The sequence below is a fragment of the Amycolatopsis sp. NPDC021455 genome, assembly GCF_040640995.1.
Lineage (GTDB): Bacteria > Actinomycetota > Actinomycetes > Mycobacteriales > Pseudonocardiaceae > Amycolatopsis.
Window position 1 is genome coordinate 1 of sequence record NZ_JBFACT010000071.1, and the last position, 17,842, is coordinate 17,842.

14 protein-coding genes are annotated in these 17,842 nt (G+C 73.1%); 11 read left to right on the forward strand and 3 right to left on the reverse strand.

Annotated elements, in window-relative coordinates; all coding sequences use genetic code 11:
* Nucleotides 1-133: 133 nt before the first annotated feature.
* Entirely contained in the window at nucleotides 134-3,208 is a 3,075-nt protein-coding gene (locus tag AB0G28_RS41380; RefSeq protein ID WP_361102813.1) for a BTAD domain-containing putative transcriptional regulator, read from the reverse strand.
* An 86-nt stretch (nucleotides 3,209-3,294) separates the two neighbouring features.
* Between AB0G28_RS41380 and AB0G28_RS41385 the strand changes: the two genes are divergently transcribed.
* From AB0G28_RS41385 to AB0G28_RS41425, 9 genes are all read left to right on the forward strand, one after another.
* Nucleotides 3,295-3,936, forward strand: a complete 642-nt coding sequence (locus tag AB0G28_RS41385; protein ID WP_361102815.1) for a thioesterase domain-containing protein — start codon at nucleotides 3,295-3,297, stop codon at nucleotides 3,934-3,936.
* Nucleotides 3,937-4,016: 80 nt separating this feature from the next.
* Nucleotides 4,017-5,252, forward strand: a complete 1,236-nt coding sequence (locus tag AB0G28_RS41390; protein ID WP_361102817.1) for an MFS transporter — start codon at nucleotides 4,017-4,019, stop codon at nucleotides 5,250-5,252.
* A gap of 695 nt (nucleotides 5,253-5,947) precedes the next feature.
* On the forward strand, nucleotides 5,948-6,925 hold the full coding sequence (locus AB0G28_RS41395) for an ABC transporter substrate-binding protein (protein WP_361102819.1): 978 nt from the start codon (nucleotides 5,948-5,950) through the stop codon (nucleotides 6,923-6,925).
* A 161-nt stretch (nucleotides 6,926-7,086) separates the two neighbouring features.
* A complete protein-coding gene (locus tag AB0G28_RS41400) occupies nucleotides 7,087-7,878 on the forward strand; it encodes an ABC transporter ATP-binding protein (protein WP_361102821.1) in 792 nt (263 codons plus the stop codon).
* Nucleotides 7,871-8,578 (forward strand): ABC transporter ATP-binding protein, encoded by a 708-nt coding sequence (locus AB0G28_RS41405; RefSeq protein WP_361102823.1) that lies wholly within the window; start codon nucleotides 7,871-7,873, stop codon nucleotides 8,576-8,578. Before AB0G28_RS41400 ends, AB0G28_RS41405 begins: the two co-directional genes overlap by 8 nt.
* 23 nt (nucleotides 8,579-8,601) lie before the next feature.
* The gene (locus AB0G28_RS41410) at nucleotides 8,602-9,453 is read left to right on the forward strand and encodes a branched-chain amino acid ABC transporter permease (protein WP_361102825.1); all 852 of its coding nucleotides are present in this window, start codon (nucleotides 8,602-8,604) and stop codon (nucleotides 9,451-9,453) included.
* Nucleotides 9,450-10,526 carry a branched-chain amino acid ABC transporter permease gene (locus AB0G28_RS41415; RefSeq protein WP_361102827.1) on the forward strand — a complete coding sequence of 359 codons (1,077 nt, stop codon included), beginning with the start codon at nucleotides 9,450-9,452 and terminating at the stop codon, nucleotides 10,524-10,526. The genes AB0G28_RS41410 and AB0G28_RS41415 overlap by 4 nt, the downstream gene beginning before the upstream one ends.
* Complete coding sequence (locus tag AB0G28_RS41420) at nucleotides 10,513-11,826, forward strand: ABC transporter substrate-binding protein (RefSeq protein WP_361102829.1); 1,314 nt, start codon at nucleotides 10,513-10,515, stop codon at nucleotides 11,824-11,826. Before AB0G28_RS41415 ends, AB0G28_RS41420 begins: the two co-directional genes overlap by 14 nt.
* Nucleotides 11,827-11,886: 60 nt before the next feature.
* Nucleotides 11,887-12,453, forward strand: coding sequence for a TetR/AcrR family transcriptional regulator (locus tag AB0G28_RS41425; protein ID WP_361102831.1), 567 nt, complete (start codon nucleotides 11,887-11,889; stop codon nucleotides 12,451-12,453).
* Nucleotides 12,454-12,600: 147 nt separating this feature from the next.
* On the opposite strand, the gene AB0G28_RS41430 is transcribed toward AB0G28_RS41425, so the two are convergent.
* Together AB0G28_RS41430 and AB0G28_RS41435 are read right to left on the reverse strand one after the other, a co-directional pair.
* Nucleotides 12,601-13,257: a response regulator transcription factor gene (locus AB0G28_RS41430; RefSeq protein ID WP_361102833.1), complete on the reverse strand. Its 657-nt coding sequence runs from the start codon at nucleotides 13,255-13,257 to the stop codon at nucleotides 12,601-12,603.
* Nucleotides 13,245-14,444, reverse strand: a complete 1,200-nt coding sequence (locus AB0G28_RS41435; protein WP_361102835.1) for a sensor histidine kinase — start codon at nucleotides 14,442-14,444, stop codon at nucleotides 13,245-13,247. The genes AB0G28_RS41430 and AB0G28_RS41435 overlap by 13 nt, the downstream gene beginning before the upstream one ends.
* 125 nt (nucleotides 14,445-14,569) lie before the next feature.
* Between AB0G28_RS41435 and AB0G28_RS41440 the strand changes: the two genes are divergently transcribed.
* Both AB0G28_RS41440 and AB0G28_RS41445 read left to right on the forward strand, forming a co-directional pair.
* Nucleotides 14,570-15,310, forward strand: a complete 741-nt coding sequence (locus tag AB0G28_RS41440) for an ABC transporter ATP-binding protein (protein WP_361102837.1) — start codon at nucleotides 14,570-14,572, stop codon at nucleotides 15,308-15,310.
* Nucleotides 15,304-17,841: an ABC transporter permease gene (locus AB0G28_RS41445; protein ID WP_361102839.1), complete on the forward strand. Its 2,538-nt coding sequence runs from the start codon at nucleotides 15,304-15,306 to the stop codon at nucleotides 17,839-17,841. Before AB0G28_RS41440 ends, AB0G28_RS41445 begins: the two co-directional genes overlap by 7 nt.
* Nucleotide 17,842: the final 1 nt, after the last annotated feature.

A 17,842-nucleotide genomic window follows, 5' to 3' on the forward strand; every position in this document is an offset into this window, starting at 1 on the left:
CGGGCCCCCCCCGGGCGGTCCCCCCACCCGGCGGGGCGGCTCGCCCCCCGGGGGGGGGGGGGCCCCCCCCCCCCCCCCCGGGGGGGGGGGGGGCCCCCCCCCCCCCCCCCCCCGCCACATTGGGGCGCTTGGTTCAGCCCGTGGCGCGGTCGGCCAGGCCGGCCAGGAAGCGCTCGGCGAACGCTTCGCCGGTGACGTGCCCGACCGCGTGGTAGCGGGCGCGGGCCTCGCGGGCCGTGCCGTCCGCGAGCATCGAGCGGCCCGCCGCCGCCTCCACCGCCGCCAGGCCCAGCAGGGCCGCCGCCTCCAGCACGCGGAACCCGCCCGCGCGGGCCGCGTCCAGCGCCGTCCGCGCGTGCTCGCCCGCTTCGGCCGCTCGGCCGTCGGCCGCCAGTACCCGCGCGAGTGTCGCCGACGCCTCCGCCAGCAGGCCCCGCAGGCCCGACTCCGCGGTCAGTTCCCTGGCCTCGCGCAGCACGCGCTCCGCCGCTCCCAGGTCACCGTGACCCTCGTAGGCCCGGCCCAGCGCGATCAGCACGGCCGCCTCCACCTGCCGGTCGCCGTCGCGGCGGACGCACTCCAGGGCCGCCTCCGCCGTCGCCACCGCCGAGTCGTGCTCGCCTCTGGCGACCTGCAGCGCGCTCACCGCGTTCAGCGCGGTGGCCTCGCCGAAGCTGGACCCCAGGTCGCGGAAGGCCCGCAACGCCTCGTCGAGGACGTCTCCCGCTTCCGCCTGCCGTCCGGTGGCGAGCAGCACCCAGCCCAGATCCGCGAGGTTCGCGGCCTCCCAGAACGCCAGGTCCTCCTTGCGGGCCAGCGCGATCGCCTCCACCAGGCAGTCTTCGGCCTGCTCCAGCCGGCCCAGCTGCCGGTAGTGGCAGCTCAGCGAGTTCAGCGCGAGTGCCTCGCCCGAGCGGTTGGCCAGCTCGCGGAACAGCTGGATCGCGCGCCGGCTGTGTTCGACCGCCTCCGCGAGCCTGCCCGTCCACTCCAGCATCGCCCCGAGGTTCGCGACCGCCGTCGCCTCGCACTGCCGCCAGCCGCACGCCCGGCTGGCCAGCACCGCCTTCTCCGAGTGCCGGATGCCCGCTTCGTGCTGGCCTTCGCGGAAGTACGCGCCGCCGATGGACAGGTGCACCAGCGCTTCGGCGGGCTGCGCGCCGCGCTCCTGCGCCGCGCGCAGCACGATCGGGGCCAGCTCGAGCCACTCCGCGCGACGGCCGTGGTCGTGGAAGAACCGCCGCAACGCGTCGGCGAGATACCACGCGCCGGGGAACGGCCCGCGCGTCGCGGCCTGGCGCAGCGCGGCCGACAGGTTCGGCACCTCGACGTCCAGCCAGGCCACGGCTTCGGCGGCGTCGCCGAAGACGATCGGGCTCGGTGCCGGCGGCGCGTCTTCGCGGGGGAGCGCCACGATCCGCGCGCCGAGCTGGGCGACCGCCGCGTCCGCCGCCGCGCAGTAGCCGGTGAAGAGCCGCGCCCACGCCGCTTCGCGCTCGGTCTCGTCCTCCTCCGCGAGGACGCACTGCTCGGCGTAGCGCCGGGCGAGGTCGTGGAACCGGTAGCGGCGGGGCGCGTGCGCATCGAGGAGGTTCGCCGCGATCAGCCCGCGCAGCCGCCGGGTCGCCTCCTCGGCCGGCACCGCCAGCAGGGCCGATGCCGCCACCGCCGTGAAGTCGGCGCCCGGCACCAGCGCCAGCAGCCGGAACGCGTGCCGCAGCACCGGCGGCAGCGCCTGGTACGACACCGAAAACGCCTTGGCGACCGCGCTTTCCCCGTCGAAGCCGAGGTGGGCGAGGGGGTCGCCGCGCAGCTCGTCGACGAGCTCCCCGATGCTGGCGACCCCGGTGTTCGCCGCGGCGATCCGCAGGGCGAGCGGGTGGTGGCCGCACAGGCGGGCCAGCTCGGCCGAGGCTGCCGGCTCGGCGGCCGTCCGGTCGCCGAGCAGGGCGGTCAGCAGCTCCCGGGAGTCCTCCTCGCGCAGCTGCGCCAGGCTCAGCAGCCGCGCGCCGGTGCGGGCGACGAGCTCGTCGAGCCGGTGGCGGCTGGTCACCAGCACCCGGCCGGACGACGGCAGCAGCGGCAGCACCTGGGCCGTGTCGCGGGCGTTGTCCAGCACGACGAGGGCCTGCCGGTCGGCGAGCAGCGACCGGTAGAGCTTGCTCTGGTCGTCGACGCCCGGCGGCACGTCCCGCAGGTCGACGCCGAGGGTCCGCAGCAGCTGCGCGAGCGCGGCGGCGGGCGTGAGGGGCTCGTCGTCGGCGTCGAAGCCGCGCAGGTTCACGTACAGCTGGCCGTCGGGGTAGCGCTCCCGCGCGGTGTGGGCCCAGTGCACGGCCAGCGCGGTCTTGCCGACGCCGGCGGTGCCCGTGATCACCCAGACGTCGCCGGGCTCGTCGAGCGCGGCCAGCTCCGGCGCCCGGCCGGCGAACCCGCGGACGTCCAGCGGCAGTTCGGCCGGCCGCGGCGGCGCGACCGGGACCGCGGCCGGTTCGCCTTCGCCGCGCAGGATCCGCATCCGCAGGTCCTGCAGGGCCTGGCCGGGTTCGATGCCCAGCTCGTCCACCAGCAGGTCGTGCGCCCGCGTGTACGTCTCCAGCGCTTCCCGGCTGCGGCCGCAGCGGTGCAGCGCGAGCATCAGGGCGGCCCGGAGCCGTTCGCGGAACGGGTACTCCTCGACGAGCTGCCGCAGCTCGCCGACCACTTCGCCGTGCCGTCCCGAAGCCAGCTCCTGCTCGTACAGCTCCTCCAGCACGACGAGACGGCGTTCGGCGAGCGCCGGGCCTTCGCGCTCGGTCAGCTCTTCGCTCGCCCCGCCGAGCGGGGTGCCGTCCCACAGCGCCAGCGCGGCCCGCAGGTGCGCGACGGCGGCCGGCCCCGCGGTGGCCCTGGCCTGGGCGACCTCGTCGTCGAACACGTCGAGGTCCCGGTCGCCGGGCGCGACCTCGATGACGTAGCCCGGCGCGCGCCGCACGATGACGTCGCGGCCGAGGAGCTTCCGCAGTTCGGAGATGTGTACCTGCAGCCGCCCGCGGACGCTCGGCGGCGCGTTCTCGCCCCAGGTCAGGTCGATGAGCCGGTCTTCGCTGACCACGCGGTTCGGGTTCAGCAGGAGCGCGGCCAGCACGGACGTCTGCTTCTGGCCGCCGGGACGGACCGGGCCCGGGTCGCCGAGGACCGTGACGGGTCCGAGCAGGCGGTAGCGCACGTGATACCCCCCGGAAGACGGACCGAAGCGAAACGGAAGTGCCGTGGCCGACCCTATCTCCGGACACGCGGGAAAGGAGGCCACGGGTGGACCGAGACGGCGAGGAGCGCTTGTTGTTCGTCTGTTTCCCCGACGCGGGCGAAGCCGCGGGCCACTACCGGGCCTGGCGCGATCCGCGGATCTCCGTGCAGGTCGTCGAGCTGCCGGGCCGCGGCGAGCGCCGTGACGAACACCCGTACCGGGACATGTGGCTGCTGGTGGAGGCCCTGTCCGCGGAACTGGTGGACGTGCTCGCCCGCCCGCACGTCCTGTTCGGAGCCGGGCTCGGCGCGCTCGTCGCGTACCGGCTGGCGCAGCGGCGGGTGGCCGCGGGACTGGGGGTCCCGCGGGCACTCGTCGTGGCGCACCAGGCACCGCCCGCCCGGGTCGCGCGGGCGGTGCCCGAGCAGGCGGAACGCGCCGACGTGAGCCTGCTGATGAGCGACGCGCACGTGCCGGTGGCGCCGCCGCTGCCGTGCCCGATCCGCGGGTTCGGCGACCCGCAGGTGATGACCGGCTGGGGTGAGCACACGGGGGCCGGGTTCGTGCTCGCCCCGGCGCGGGCGCAGGACAGCGCCGCCCTGCTGCGCGACGCCGTCCTGCGGTCGGCCTACCTGATCTCCGCCATGGCCGGGCGGGGGCAGGCACCGGAGAGGCCCGGGACGAAGGTCGCCGAGTCGCCGAGGTAGCGAGCTTTCACGGGAAAGCTCCATCCGAGGGCGGCCTCCCGGATATATAAGCGCTGTTATAGTTGGCGCGTGATCCGGTCATGCCCCTGACGCGAACTCTCGTCGACCTCGCTCCGCTTCGCACCTCGCCGCCGTTCCGGCGGCTCTGGCTGGGCCGGGTCTTCTCCGGCTTCGGCGCCCAGATGACCCTCGTCGCCGTGATGTTCCAGGTCTGGGAGCAGACCCGGAGCAGCGTGTGGACCGGTGCCGTCGGGCTCGCCCAGGCCCTGCCCGTGGTCGTGTTCGGGCTGTTCGCCGGGACGCTCGTGGACCGCGTCGACCGGCGGAAGTTCGCCCTCGTCACCACCACCGGCCAAGCCGTCTGCTCCGCGCTCCTCGCCGTGCAGGGGTTTCTCGGCGACGTGCCGGTCGTGGTGGTCCTGGGCCTGGTGGCCGTCCAGTCCTGCTTCGTCGCCGGTGGCGGGCCGGTCGCGCGGACCTTCGTCGGGCGGTTGCTGCCACCCGAGCAGCTCGCCGCCGGGCTCGCGCTCAACCGGATCGCCTTCCAGGGCGCGATGCTGCTCGGCCCGGCGCTCGGCGGGCTCGTCCTCGGGTGGCTCGGCGTCGGCGGTTGCTACCTCGTCGACGCGCTCACCTTCGGCATGGCGTTCCACGGCATCGTCGGGCTCCCGTCCCTGCGGCCCGGCGGTGAACCGTCGCGGCCCGGGCTGCGCGGCGTCCTCGACGGGCTCTCGTTCCTCGTGCGGACGCCCGTCGTGCGCGGCGCGCTGCTCACCGACCTCGCCGCGACCGTGCTGTCCATGCCGATCAGCCTCTTCCCGCTGGTCAACGACGAGCGCTTCGCCGGTGACCCCCGCACGCTCGGCCTGTTCCTCTCGGCGATCGCGGTCGGCGGCGTGGCCGCGTCGGTGTTCTCCGGGGCGTTCACCCGGCTGCCCCGGCCGGGCCGGGTGATGCTCGCGGGCTCGTCCGCCTGGGGTGCCGCGCTCATCGGGTTCGGGCTGGCGCCGGATCCCTGGCTCGGCCTGGCCTGTCTCGTCCTCGCGGGTGCCGCAGACACGGTCTCGGTGGTTTCCCGCGGCGCGCTCGTCCAGCTCGCCACCCCCGACGCCCTGCTCGGCCGGGTCGCCGCGGCCGAGCAGATCGTCGGGCAGGCGGGCCCGGACCTCGGCAACTTCCGGGCCGGCCTCGTCGCGACCGCCACCTCCGGCGCGTTCGCCCTCGTGAGCGGCGGACTGTTGTGCGTCGTCGCGGTGGTCCTGGTCGCCGCGGCCACGCCGGGCCTTCGCCGCTTCGCGACACCCGTCGGGAACTGATCCGGCTGAGTTGCCCGGTTCGGCGAACGGCGGGGGGCAACCGGTGTTTCGTCTCGCCGGCAAACCTCCTGCCGAACATCCCACCAGCTTTCCCCGAGGATCCGCGGGAAATCGTTCTCCTTGGCGGCCGGAGCCCGGACGACGCCGGAAAGCGCCTTGACGAGTCCCGTTGTTTCGCGGCCCGGATGCGCCGTGCGCGGCGAGGATCTCCGCTCTGTGCGGGGCTTTCGCCCGGCTGGGCTGATCGGCCCAGCCGGGCTTCGTCCGTTCGGAGCTTTCTGATGACGATGGCGGCGACCTCGTGTATTCATTTGCCGCCGCGGGGCCGCACGGGTCGAATCCGGAGCGGTCCGTTCGTCAATTTCAAGAATTGGCGGAGGGGGTAAAAGTTCATTTTCACCACCGCATTTCCACTCCTGGCAGGAGGTGGCGGGGTCCCCGTGTCGCCGGAGGCTGCATTCAGCGGGTCGCGGCGCGATTCCGCTCTGTTGCGGCAGCTGGGAGCGCGACCACCTGCGGTGGCTAGATCACCGAGAACCGGTACATTCCGGTGGGTTTGTTTCCTTGGTGAACATGCTGCGACGTATTTCTCGGCAACGTATTTGCGGACCCGGAAATCGTCATCTACAGTCCGGCGAATCACGGCTCGACGAGCCGGACTTCGTGATCGAAAAGATTCTTTCTCCAGGAGAGCTATGCCCCATCGCGCCTCGCCCCGCCGGCTCGCCGCGCTCGCTCTCGTCGTCGCCGCTCTGCTCAGCGCGTGCAGTCAGCCGGGCCGGTCCCAGGCCGCCGGTGACGTCGAAAAGCCGTCGATCCGCGTCGCGATCCTCACCACCGTCGACCTCGCGCCCCTGTGGCTGGCGCAGGAAGGCGGGTACTTCAAGGCCGAAGGCCTCGAGGTGCAGACCGACGTCGGCGCCAGCGGCCAGGAGACGCTGAACCGGATGACGAACGGCCAGGACGACCTCGCGCTGTCCACCTACACCCTGTTCTTCCTCGCGAAGAACAGCGGGACGGACGTGAAGCTGGTCAGCGACGGCACGTCGGCGAGCCCGCGCAGCAACGAGATCGTCACCGTGCCGAACTCGCCGGTGAAGACCGTCAACGACCTGGGCGGCAAGCGGATCGCCATCAGCTCGAAGAACGCGGCTTCGGACGTGCTGACCCGGTCGGTCATGCGCGACCACGGCGTCGACGTCGACAAGGTGCAGTGGGTCCCGATGCCGCTGCCCGAGATGGGCGTCGCGCTGGCGCAGGGCCGGGTCGACGCGGCTTACCAGCCGGAGCCGTTCCTCACCCAGGCCGCCAAGGCCACCGGGGCGTACCCCGTGGTCGACGCGGCGAGCGGCAGTACGCAGGCGTTCCCCCTCACCGGCTACGGCGCCACCGCCAAGTGGGTCCAGGAGCACCCGAAGACGGTGCGGGCCTTCCAGCGCGCGATGCTCAACGCCACCCGTGCCGCGGTGGACCGGGCCCGGATCGAGCCGCTGGTCGTCCGCAACGCCCGGGTCGACCAGGACATCGCGAGCCTGATGGTGATGCCGGCCTTCGGGTCCACCCTGGACGCCCGCCGCATCCAGCGGGTGCCGGACCTGCTGCAGCAGCTGGGCGTCGTCCAGACCAAGATCGACGCCTCCTCGATGATCGCCCCGCAGACCGGGACCGGCTGAGCGGAGGACGGACCGCGAAGGGCGGGTGCGCGAACGCGCACCCGCCCTTTTTGTCGCGTCCGGTTTCGGCGGTTCGCACCCTTGACATGACCGCCGTCACAGCCCACCCTCTTCATACCGACCGTGCGGTACGGGTCCACCTGTTGAGACAGGAGTCATCGATGACGCTCCCCGGCGAGGACTTGCTCGTGGTCGACGGCCTCACGGTGCGCTTCGGTGGCCTCACCGCGTTGCACGACGTCCGGCTGAGCGTCGACGCCGGCACCGTCGTCGGTGTCATCGGACCCAACGGCGCCGGCAAGACGACGCTGTTCAACGTCGTCTGCGGGTTCGTGCGGCCGCAGGCCGGCCGCGTGCTGTGGCGGGGACAGCCCCTCGTGCGGCACCGCACCGAACACCTCGCCCGGCTCGGGATCGTCCGGACTCTCCAGGGCCTCGGCCTGTTCCCGGGGCTGACCGTGCTCGAGAACGTGCTGGCCGGGGCGGGCCGGCACGCCCGGACCGGCGTGCTGCCCGCCCTGGCCGGCGCCGGACGTTCGGCACGCGACGAAGCCGCGTTGGCCGCCCGCGCCCGCGAAACCCTCGGGGAGCTCGGGATCGCCGATCTCGCCGACCGGCTTCCCGGCGTTCTCCCTTATGGGGTGAGGAAACGCGTCGCGCTCGCGCGGGCGCTGGTGGCCGGCCCGGACCTGCTGCTGCTCGACGAACCCGCGAGCGGGCTGTCGGCGGCCGAGCTCGACGAGCTCTCGACGTTGATCCTCTCCCTGCGCCGGCACATGGCGGTCGTCCTCGTCGAACACCACATGGACCTCGTCATGCAGGTCTGCGACCGCGTGGTGGTGCTGAACTTCGGCGAGGTGATCGCGGCGGGCACCCCGGCCGAGATCCAGGCCGACCCCCGCGTAGCCGAGGCCTACCTCGGCGACCCGGCCGAGGAGGCGCCCGGTGCTTGAGATCGACGACCTTTCCGTGGCCTACGGCGCGGTCCGCGCGCTCGACGGCGTCGGTCTCACGGTCGAGCGCGGCGGGATCACCGCCGTGCTCGGCGCGAACGGGGCCGGCAAGACGACGCTGCTGCGCACGATCAGCGGCCTGCAGCCCGCCCGCGGCGGCCGGATCTCCTGGGACGGCAGGGAACTGACCGGCCTGGCGCCGGACCGCATCGCCCGCGGCGGGATCGCGCACGTGCCCGAGGGCGGCGGCGTGATCACCGAGCTGACCGTCGACGAGAACCTCCGGCTGGGCGCGCTGTGGCGGCGTGACCGCGCCGACCGCGCGGCCGCGCGCGAGGAGGTGTACGAGCTTTTCCCGCCGCTGGAAGAACGTTCGGCGAAACCCGCGTCGACGCTGTCGGGCGGCGAACGGCAGATGCTGGCCATCGGCCGCGCCCTGATGAGCCGACCGGCGCTGCTGCTGCTGGACGAGCCGTCGCTGGGGCTGGCCCCGCTGATCACCGCCCGGATCATGGGCATCCTGCGGGACCTGCGGGCCACGACCGGGCTCACCGTCGTGCTCGTCGAGCAGAACGCACACAGCGCGCTGTCCATCGCCGACCGCGGGTACGTCCTCGCGCTCGGCCGCGTCGTGGCGGTCGACACCGCGGCGGAACTGCTGGCCGACGACGGCCTCCGCCACGCCTACCTGGGTTTCTGATTCTTGGAGGTGACCGGTCCGGTATGCAGGACTTCTTCGACCTGACCCTCGGCGGGATCTCGGCCGGCGCGGTGTACGCGGCGCTCGGGCTCGCGCTGGTCATCATCTACCGGGCCACCCGGGTGGTGAACTTCGCGCAGCCCGCGCTCGCCCTGATTTCGACGTACCTCGCGTACTCGGTCACGAAGTCCTCCGGCAGTTACTGGCTCGGCTTCGCCGTCGCGATCGCCGCCGGGACGGTGCTGGGCGTCGCCACCGAGCGGCTGCTGATCCGGCCGTTGCGGCACCGCTCCGAGCTGAGCTCGATCATCGTCACCCTCGGGCTTCTGCTGGTGCTGCAGGCGGTCGCGGGCATGATCTGGTCCAACGAGCCGCTGGCGTTCCCGTACGCCTTCGACTTCCGCGGCCGGTTCTCCGCCAACGACCTGTTCGTGGTGCTGGTGGTGCTCGCCATCGCCGCGTTCGTGCTGGTGGTATTCAAGTACACGCCGCTGGGCCTGCGGATGCGCGCGGCCGCGTTCGCCCCCGACGTGGCGCGCACACTCGGCGTACGAGTCGGGCTGATGCTCACCATCGGCTGGGGACTGGCCGCGGGCGTCGGCTCGCTGGCCGGGCTGCTCGCCACCCCGCCGTTCCTCTTCCCGAACGTGCTGGACGGCGTGTTCGTCTACGCGCTCACCGCGGCGGTGATCGGCGGTCTCGAGAACCCGCTCGGCACCATCGCCGGCGGGTTCGTCCTCGGCGTCGGACTGTCCTATGTGTCCGGCTACCTGGGACCGGAGCTGGTGACGATCGCCGCGCTGGCGATCCTGGTGGTCGTGCTGACGCTGCGGCCGAGCGGGCTGTTCGGCCGGGCCAAGGCGAGGCGGGTATGAGCGTGCGCACGGAACTCCCGGAAACCGCGGTGGAAACGCCGAAGCGACGCCGGGTGCTGCCGCCGGTGGTGGTCCACGCGCTGGCCGCGCTGGGCGCACTCGCCGTCGTCGTCGCGCTGACCCTGGTCACCGACGAGTTCACCAATCTGCGGATCGCGACGATCGGCTACTACCTGATCGCCGTTGCCGGGCTGACGCTGCTCACCGGCCTCACCGGCCAGGTGTCGCTGGGGCACGGCGCGTTCATGTTCATCGGCGCCTACACGGTCGCGTTGCTGGTGCGCCGCGTGCCGTCGTTCCCGCTGTGGGCCGACCTGCTGCTGGCCTCGGCCGCCGGCGGGCTCGCCGGGCTGCTGGCGGGCGCCGCCGCGGCCCGGCTGCGCGGTCCGTACCTCGCCGGGGCGACCCTGGCCCTGGCCGTCGGCCTGCCCGCGCTCACCCGCCGGTTCCCCGACTTCCTCGGCGGCAGCAACGGGTTGAGCTTCACCGTCCACAGCAGACCGTCCATCGTGGTCGGTGTCATCCCGGAGCTGCGTTGGCAGACCTGGATCGTCTGGCTCAGCGTGCTCATCGCGCTGGTGCTGGTGGTCAACATCGTCCGCGGCCGGCTCGGCCGCGACTTCCGCGCGGTCCGCGACGACGAGGTCGCCGCCGCGCTGGCCGGGATCGCCGTCGGGCGCACGAAAATCCTCGCGTTCCTGGTCAGCGCGGTCTGCGGCGGGCTCGCCGGCGGCCTGCAGGCGTTCCTGCTCGGCACCGCCGCACCCGGCTCGTTCACGCCCGCGCTGTCGCTGAGCCTGCTGGCGGCCGTGGTGCTGGGCGGCCTGGGCTCGCTGTGGGGCGCGTTGTGGGGCGCGGTCGCGCTCGTCTACTTCCAGGCCTGGTCCGAGGACCTGGCCGACGTCCTGCACCTGAACACCGACGTGGCCAACAACCTCCCGCTCGCGGTGTACGGCGTGATCCTCATCGTCGTCGTCCTCGTCTTCCCGCGCGGCATCCAGGGCGGCTTTCGGTGGCTGCGCACCTCTCTGACCTCGATCCGCCGAGCAAAGGAGAAGCATGAGAACCACTAGGTACGGCGCGGGTTTCCTGGCTCTCGCCCTCACGCTGACCGCGTGCGGCGGCGCGGGCGAGAGCGACGGCGGTGGCGCGAAGACCGCAGACTCGGCCGTCGGCGTCACGAAGGACGCCGTCGTCATCGGTACCCACCAGCCGCTCACCGGCCCGGCCGCGCCCGGGTACAGCCGGATCTCCGTCGGCGCCCGCGCGGTGTACCAGGCGATCAACGACGGCGGCGGGGTCAACGGCCGCAAGATCGACTACCGCGTCGAGGACGACGGCTACAACCCGACGAAGACCGTCGAGGTCGTCAAGAAGCTCGTGCTGCAGGACAAGGTGTTCGCGATCGTCGGCGGCCTCGGCACGCCGACGCACTCCAAGGTGGTCGACTACCTCAACTCCGAAGGCGTGCCGGACGTGCTGGTGTCGTCGGGCGCGCTGGCCTGGGACAACCCGCAGAAGGCGCCGATGACCTTCGGGTACCAGGTGGACTACACCCGCGAGGGCAAGATCCAGGGCAAGTACATCAAGGACACCTTCGCGGGCAAGAAGATCGGCTACTTCACGCAGAACGACGACGTCGGCCGCGACACCCAGGCCGGGCTCGACCAGTTCGTCAAGGATCAGACCGTCGTCCGGCAGGGTTATGACACGGCCAACACCGACGTCACGCCGCAGCTGTCCGCGCTCAAGGCGGCCGGCGCGGAGGTCGTCGTCTGCGAGTGCATCCCGGCGTTCACCGCGCTCGCGATCCTGTCCGCGGCGAAGATCGGCTACCACCCGCAGTTCGTCGTCAGCAGCATCGGCGCCGACCCGACGACGCTTTCCGGGCTGTTGCAGGACTTCGCCAAGCGCGGCGGCGCCAGCGTCTCGAGCGCGCAGCTGCTGTCCGGCCTGATCGGCACCGGCTACCTGCCGGACGTCGCGCTGACTTCGGACCCGTGGGTCGCCTACTTCAAGGGCATCCACGACAAGTACATCCCGAAGGAGCCGTTCACCAACACGCTGTTCTACGGGATGGTGCAGGCGTTCACGTTCGCGCAGGCGCTGAAGGCGGCGGGCCCGGACCCGACACGGCAGAAGCTCGTCGACGCGATGAGCTCGGGCGCCCTCAAGGGGCCGGGGCTGACGCCGTTCGGGTTCTCGAAGGACTCGCACTCCGGTTACACCGGCGCGTACGTGTTCAAGATCAACCCGGACACCACGACGACGGTGATCCAGCCGCCGGCCGTCACCGACCGGGGCACCGGCGCGATCACGCCGTACACCGGTGAGCGCGCCACGCCGGAACAGGTGAACCCGCAGGGCAAGTGAGGACCGGGCCGGGCTCGTGGCGGGCCCGGCCCGTCCCGCTCACTCGAATAGGGTGACGACATGACGGTCAGGGAGAAGGTCGTGCGGGCGGCGGTGCGCCTGTTCGCGGAGAAGGGGTTCGAGGCGACCACGGTCCGCGAAATCGTCGAAGAGGCCGGCGTGACCAAAGGCGGGCTGTACCACTACTTCGAGTCCAAGGACGACCTGCTCTTCGAGATCTACGCGGCCATGCTGCGGATGCAGACCCGCCGCATGGTGACGATCGCCGAGTCGGACCTCCCGCTGCCGGAACGGCTGCACGCGATCATCGCGGACGTGGTGGTTACGAGCATCGCCGACCTCGACGCGGCGACCGTGTTCTTCCAGTCGTTCCCGCTGCTGGAAAAGTCCAAGCAGGTCCAGGTGCGCGCCGAGCGGCGCACGTACCACGAGCGGGTGCGGGACCTGGTGTCGGAAGGCCAGCGAACGGGCGTGTTCCGCGCCGACGTCCCGGCCGACCTGGTCATCAACTACCATTTCGGCGCCATCCACCGGCTGGGTATGTGGTACCACGCCGACGGCGAGCTGTCGGGGGAGCAGGTGGCCGATCACTTCGCCGACCTGATGCTGCGCAGCCTCCGTCCTTGATGGACGGTCCCCTGCGCTCGCTCGGGCGCGCCGCGGCTCTCTAACGCCCCAATGTGGCGTTGGGTGCGTTGGACGCACCGAACGCCACATTGGGTGCGTTGGACGCAACCAACGCCACATTGGGGCGCATGGGTCGGGCCGTCCGCGCTACCCCGCGTCCCGCCCGAGGTACGCCAGGACCGCCAGCACCCGGCGGTGTCCGGAACCTTCGTCGGACGGCAGCCCGAGCTTCTGGAAGATGTTGCGGATGTGCTTGAGCACCGCGCCGTCGCTGACCACGAGCAGCTCGGCGATCGTGCTGTTGTTGTAGCCCTCCGCCATCAGCCCCAGCACTTCGCGCTCCCGGGAGGTCAACGCCTCCAGCGGGTCGGCGGTGCGGCGGCGGGCCATCAGCCGGCCGATCACCTCCGGGTCCATCGCCGTGCCGCCCTTCGCGACCCGCCGGAGGGCGTCGAGGAACCGCTCGACCTTGCCGACGCGTTCCTTCAGCAGGTAACCCACTCCGCCGACGCCGTCGGCGAGCAGCTCGACCGCGTAGCTCGTCTCCACGTGCGCCGACAGCACCAGGACCGGGAGCGCCGGGTGGATCTCGCGGGCTCGCACGGCCGCGCGCAGGCCCTCGTCGCGGTGGGTCGGGGGCATGCGGACGTCCATCACGACCGCGTCGGGCCGGTCGCTCTCGATGAACGTCAGGAAGTCCTCCGCGTTGTCGACCGCGGCGGCCACTTCGATGCCCGCCGTCTTCAGCAGCAGGGCGAGGCCTTCGCGCAGCAGTGCGTCGTCCTCGGCGATCACGACCCGCATGGCAGCTCCACTCGCAGCACGGTCGGCCCACCGGGTGGGCTGGTCAGGGTGAGGGTCCCGTCGAAGGCTTCGGCGCGGCGGCGGATCCCGGCCAGCCCGCTGCCGCGCGAACCGTCGGCGCCGCCGCGGCCGTCGTCGCGGATCTCCAGGTACAGCAGTGAATCCGTGCCGCCGAGGGTGATGTCCACAGTGGACGCGTTGGCGTGCTTGGTCACGTTGGCCAGCGCCTCCGCGACGACGAAGTACGCGGCCGCCTCGACCGCGGCCGGGCGGCCGGTCTCGCATTCGACGTGGACGGCGGCCGGGACCGGGCATTGCTCGGCGAGCGCGCGCACCGCCCCGGCCAGGCCGCGCTCGCTCAGCAGCGGCGGGTGGATGCTGCGCACCACCGTGCGCAGCTCGGCCAGCGCGTCCGTGGCCGTGTCCTGCGCCTTGACCAGCAGTTCGCGCGCCGCGTCCGGGTCGCGGTCGTAGAGCTGGCCGGCCACCCCGAGCTGCAGGACGACCGCCGCGATCCGGGCCTGCGTGCCGTCGTGCAGGTCACGCTCGATGCGGCGCAGCTCGGCCCCGTGCGCCTCCAGCGCCGCGGCCCGCGTCGCGGTCAGCTCGGCGACCCGGTCGGCCAGGACGACGCCCGGGGCGGGCCGGAGCAGCTTCCGCGCGGTCCGCGCCTGCCAGCGGGCGACGCGCGGCAGCTGCAGCGTCGCCGCGACCATGGCCGCCGCGACCAGCAGGTCCAGCGCGGCCTTCGGCCAGGAGTCGACGACGATCCCCAGCGAGCCTTCGAGCCCGCCGGGGACGAGCGGCCAGACGAAGACGGTGACGACCTGCTGGACCGCGCCCAGCGGCAGGCCGAACGCGAGGGCGCCGATGATCAGCCCGGTCGCGGCGTGGATCGCGAGCCAGGCGAGGTCGCGGCGGGTGGCCGGGTCCTTCAGCGGGGAGCCGTCCCGGTACGGCTCGGGGATCGGCTCACCGAGCCGGCGGGCGGCGCGACGGCGGTCGGCCCCCAGTGGCCACCGCGCCAGCCGGATCGCGGGCGCCAGCGCGGGGATCCCGACGCCGAACGGGCACAGCAGCAGCACGGCGAACAGCCCGGCGAGGGCGAACAGCGACAGCAGCGACGTGCCGGCGCCGACCACCAGGTAGCGAGCCGCCGACCAGCACTCGCGCAGGCGGGTCGTCACGGCCCCAGTGTCCCACCCCACCACCGTGGTGGTGCTGGCGCTACCCCGGATCCACCTCTCCACGGGATCGATCCCCCGGCGGCGCCGACCTAGTTTTCCTTACGAGAGAACGAAGGGGATCGAAAATGACCACAACGAGCGCGTATGCGCTGGAGCTGGCCGGGGTGCGGAAGGTGTACGGCTCCGGCGACGGCGCGGTCACCGCGCTGGACGGCGTGTCGGCGGGCGTCGCGCGGGGGACGTTCACCGCCGTCATGGGCCCGTCCGGCTCGGGCAAGAGCACCTTCCTGCACTGCGCGGCCGGGCTGGACCGGCCGACGTCGGGACGCGTGCTGCTCGGCGGCACCGAAATCGGCGGGCTGAAGGAAAACGCGCTGACGCGGCTGCGGCGCACCCGGATCGGGTTCGTCTTCCAGGCCTACAACCTGCTGCCGTCGCTGAACGTGCTGCAGAACATCACGCTGCCGATGCGGCTCGCCGGGGTCAAGCCGGACCCGCAATGGCTGCGGCAGGTCGTCGACGGCGTGGGGATCGCGAACCGGCTGGAGCACCGCCCGGCGGAGCTGTCCGGCGGGCAGCAGCAGCGCGTCGCGATCGCGCGGGCGCTCGTCACCAGGCCCGAGGTGGTGCTGGCCGACGAGCCGACCGGTGCCCTCGACACGCGCACCGCGCGGCAGGTGCTGGACCTGCTCCGCGCGGTCGTCGAGGGGATGGGGCAGACCGTCCTGATGGTCACCCACGACCCCGTCGCGGCCTCCGCCGCGCACAGCGTCCTGTTCCTGGCCGACGGCAAGCTGGCCGGTCACCTGCCGCACCCCACCCCCGAGCGGGTGGCGGAGCGGATGACGCACCTCGGGGAGTGGTGACCGTGCTGACCCTGGCCTGGCAGACGATCCGGACGCGGCTCGGCGGGTTCGCCGGCGCGTTCATCGCGATCCTGTGCGGCACCGCCCTGGTGGCGGCGTGCGGCGTCCTCATGGAGTCCGGCCTGCGCGCCGGCGTCCCCACGCAGCGGTACGCCGCCGCGGCCGTCGTCGTCGGCGGCGCCCAGTCCGTCCGGCCGCCGGGCGCCGACGCGCTTTCCTTCGAGCAAGTCGGCGAGCAGCCTGCGGTCCCGGCGGCGCTCGCCGGGCGGATCGCTTCCGTGCCCGGAGTGCGCGCCGCGGTGGCGGAGCAGAGCTTCCCCGCGCAGGTCGTGGCCCGTGACGGGCAGCTGCTCGGCGGCAGCGAGTCGCTCGGCCACAACTGGGACGCGACCGTGCTGGCGCCGTTCACCCTGCGTGGCGGCGACGCGCCCGCGGCCGCCGACGAGGTCGTCCTGGACGCCGACCTGGCGCGCCGGGCCGACGTCGGCATCGGCGGGCAGGTGCGGATCACGACCCGGTCGGTGCCGGCGACGTTCAAGGTGAGCGGTGTCGTCGACAGCGTGCCGCGCCAGTCGGCGTTGTTCTTCACGCCGGAACGGGCCGCGCAGCTGGCCGGGCAGTCCGGCCGGGCGCACGCGATCGGCGTCCTCGCCAACCCTGGGGTGACGCCGGAAACCCTGGCCGAGCGGGTGCGCGCGGTCGCGGACGGCGCCGAGGTCACCACCGGCGTCGAGCGCAGCAGCGTCGAGTTCCTCGACGTCAGCCAGACGCGGACGCTGCTGCTGGCGATCGCCGGCTCGTTCGGCGGCTTCGCGTTGCTGGTCGCCGTGTTCGTGGTGGCGAGCACCCTGGCCCTGACGATCAACCAGCGCCGCCGCGAGTTCGCGCTGCTGCGCGCGGTCGCGGCGACCCCGAAGCAGATCCGCAAGCTCATCGGTACCGAGACGACGCTGGTCGCGCTCGTCGCCGGCGTGCTGGGCAGCGCGCTGGGCCTGGCGGTGGCGTCCGGGCTGCGGGACGCGTTCGCCGCGATCGGCGTGATCCCGGCCGACTTCGGGCTGGCGATCAGCCCGCTGCCGCTGCTCGCCGCGGTACTGCTCGGCCTGGGCGCGGCCCGGCTGGCGGCTTGGGCGGCGTCGCGGCGGCCGTCGTCGATCCGGCCGGTCGAGGCGCTCGGCGAGGCCGCCGTGGAGCGGCGCGAACTCGGCCGCGGCCGGCTGCTCACCGGCTGGGGCCTGGTGCTCGCCGGCTTCGGCGGCGCGCTGGTCCCGCTGTTCCTCCGCGGCGACATCGCGGCCGCGATCTCGTCGATGGCGACGCTGGTCGTCGTCATCGGGCTGGCCGTCGTGGGCCCGCAGGTGACCGGGCTGGTGGTGCGGTTCCTGGCCCCGGCACTGGCCCGGGTGTGGCGGATCAGCGGGTACCTGGCGGGTGCGAACGCCCACGCCAACGCCCGGCGCGTCGCCGCCGCGGTGACGCCGCTGATGCTCGCGGTGGCGTTCGCCCTGGCCACCTTCTACGGCCCGATGGCCGCCACGGCGGCCGCCGAGCAGCAGACAGCGCGGTCGACCACGGCCGACTACGTGCTCGCGAGCCCGGGAGGCGTCTCCCCTGAGGTCGCGGAGGCGGCCCGCCGGGTGCCCGGCGTGGCGGCGGCGACGCCGGTGGTGCGCACGTCCGTGATCACCGCGAGCAAGCTGGGCGACAGCGTCGAGGTCCAGCGGACGCCGGCCCAGGGCCTGGCGGCCGAGCAGGCGGGTGGCGCCCTCGAACTGGGCGTCGACGCGGGGCGGCTCACCGACCTGACCGGCGACACCGTGGCGTTGAGCCGTTCGGAAGCGGACTGGCTGGACAAGAAGCTCGGCGACGAGGTTTCGTTCTACTTCGGCGACGGCGTGCCCGCGAAGCTGCGGCTGGTGGCGACGTACACGCACGACTTGGCGTTCGGCGACTTCGTGCTGCCGGTCGCGCTGGCCCGCGAGCACATCGGCGGCCGCTTGGACGACTCGGTGCTGATCCGCCGCCAGCCGGGCGCCGACGCGACCGCGGTGGCGACGGCGTTGCGGGCCCTGCCTTACCCGGGGCTGGTGCTGACGACCCCGACGTCGGCCGCCCCGGAAGGCGGCGAGCGGCAGGCGCAGTTCTACCTGAACCTGGTGGCGGCGGGCGTCATCGTCGGGTACCTGGCGATTTCCGTGGCCAACACGCTGGTGTTGACGACCGCACAGCGAAGCCGGGAGTTCGCGCTGTTGCGCCTGGTCGGCACGACCCGCCGCCAGGTGACCCACATGATGCGGCTCGAGGCGCTGACCACGGTCGGGATCGCCATGGCGCTGGGGACGCTGGTGGCCCTGATTCCGTTGGGACTGCTGAACTTCGGGTTGCGCGGTAACGCCGTCCCGGCGGGACCGCCGTCCGTCTACTTCGGAATCATCGCGGGCGCGGCGCTGCTCGGGATGGTGGCGATCGGGGTGGCGACGCGGGTGGCGCTGCGAGCCCGGCCGATCGACGCGATCGGCGTGCGCGAGTAGC

Excerpts from the sequence above, each read along its gene's own strand:
- AB0G28_RS41390 (WP_361102817.1), top strand. The coding sequence starts at position 4,017 with ATGCCCCTGACGCGAACTCTCGTCGACCTCGCTCCGCTTCGCACCTCG.
- AB0G28_RS41425 (WP_361102831.1), top strand. The coding sequence starts at position 11,887 with ATGACGGTCAGGGAGAAGGTCGTGCGGGCGGCGGTGCGCCTGTTCGCG.
- AB0G28_RS41400 (WP_361102821.1), top strand. The coding sequence starts at position 7,087 with ATGACGCTCCCCGGCGAGGACTTGCTCGTGGTCGACGGCCTCACGGTG.
- AB0G28_RS41395 (WP_361102819.1), top strand. The coding sequence starts at position 5,948 with ATGCCCCATCGCGCCTCGCCCCGCCGGCTCGCCGCGCTCGCTCTCGTC.
- AB0G28_RS41440 (WP_361102837.1), top strand. The coding sequence starts at position 14,570 with ATGACCACAACGAGCGCGTATGCGCTGGAGCTGGCCGGGGTGCGGAAG.
- AB0G28_RS41410 (WP_361102825.1), top strand. The coding sequence starts at position 8,602 with ATGCAGGACTTCTTCGACCTGACCCTCGGCGGGATCTCGGCCGGCGCG.
- AB0G28_RS41420 (WP_361102829.1), top strand. The coding sequence starts at position 10,513 with ATGAGAACCACTAGGTACGGCGCGGGTTTCCTGGCTCTCGCCCTCACG.
- AB0G28_RS41430 (WP_361102833.1), bottom strand. The coding sequence starts at position 13,257 with ATGCGGGTCGTGATCGCCGAGGACGACGCACTGCTGCGCGAAGGCCTC.
- AB0G28_RS41415 (WP_361102827.1), top strand. The coding sequence starts at position 9,450 with ATGAGCGTGCGCACGGAACTCCCGGAAACCGCGGTGGAAACGCCGAAG.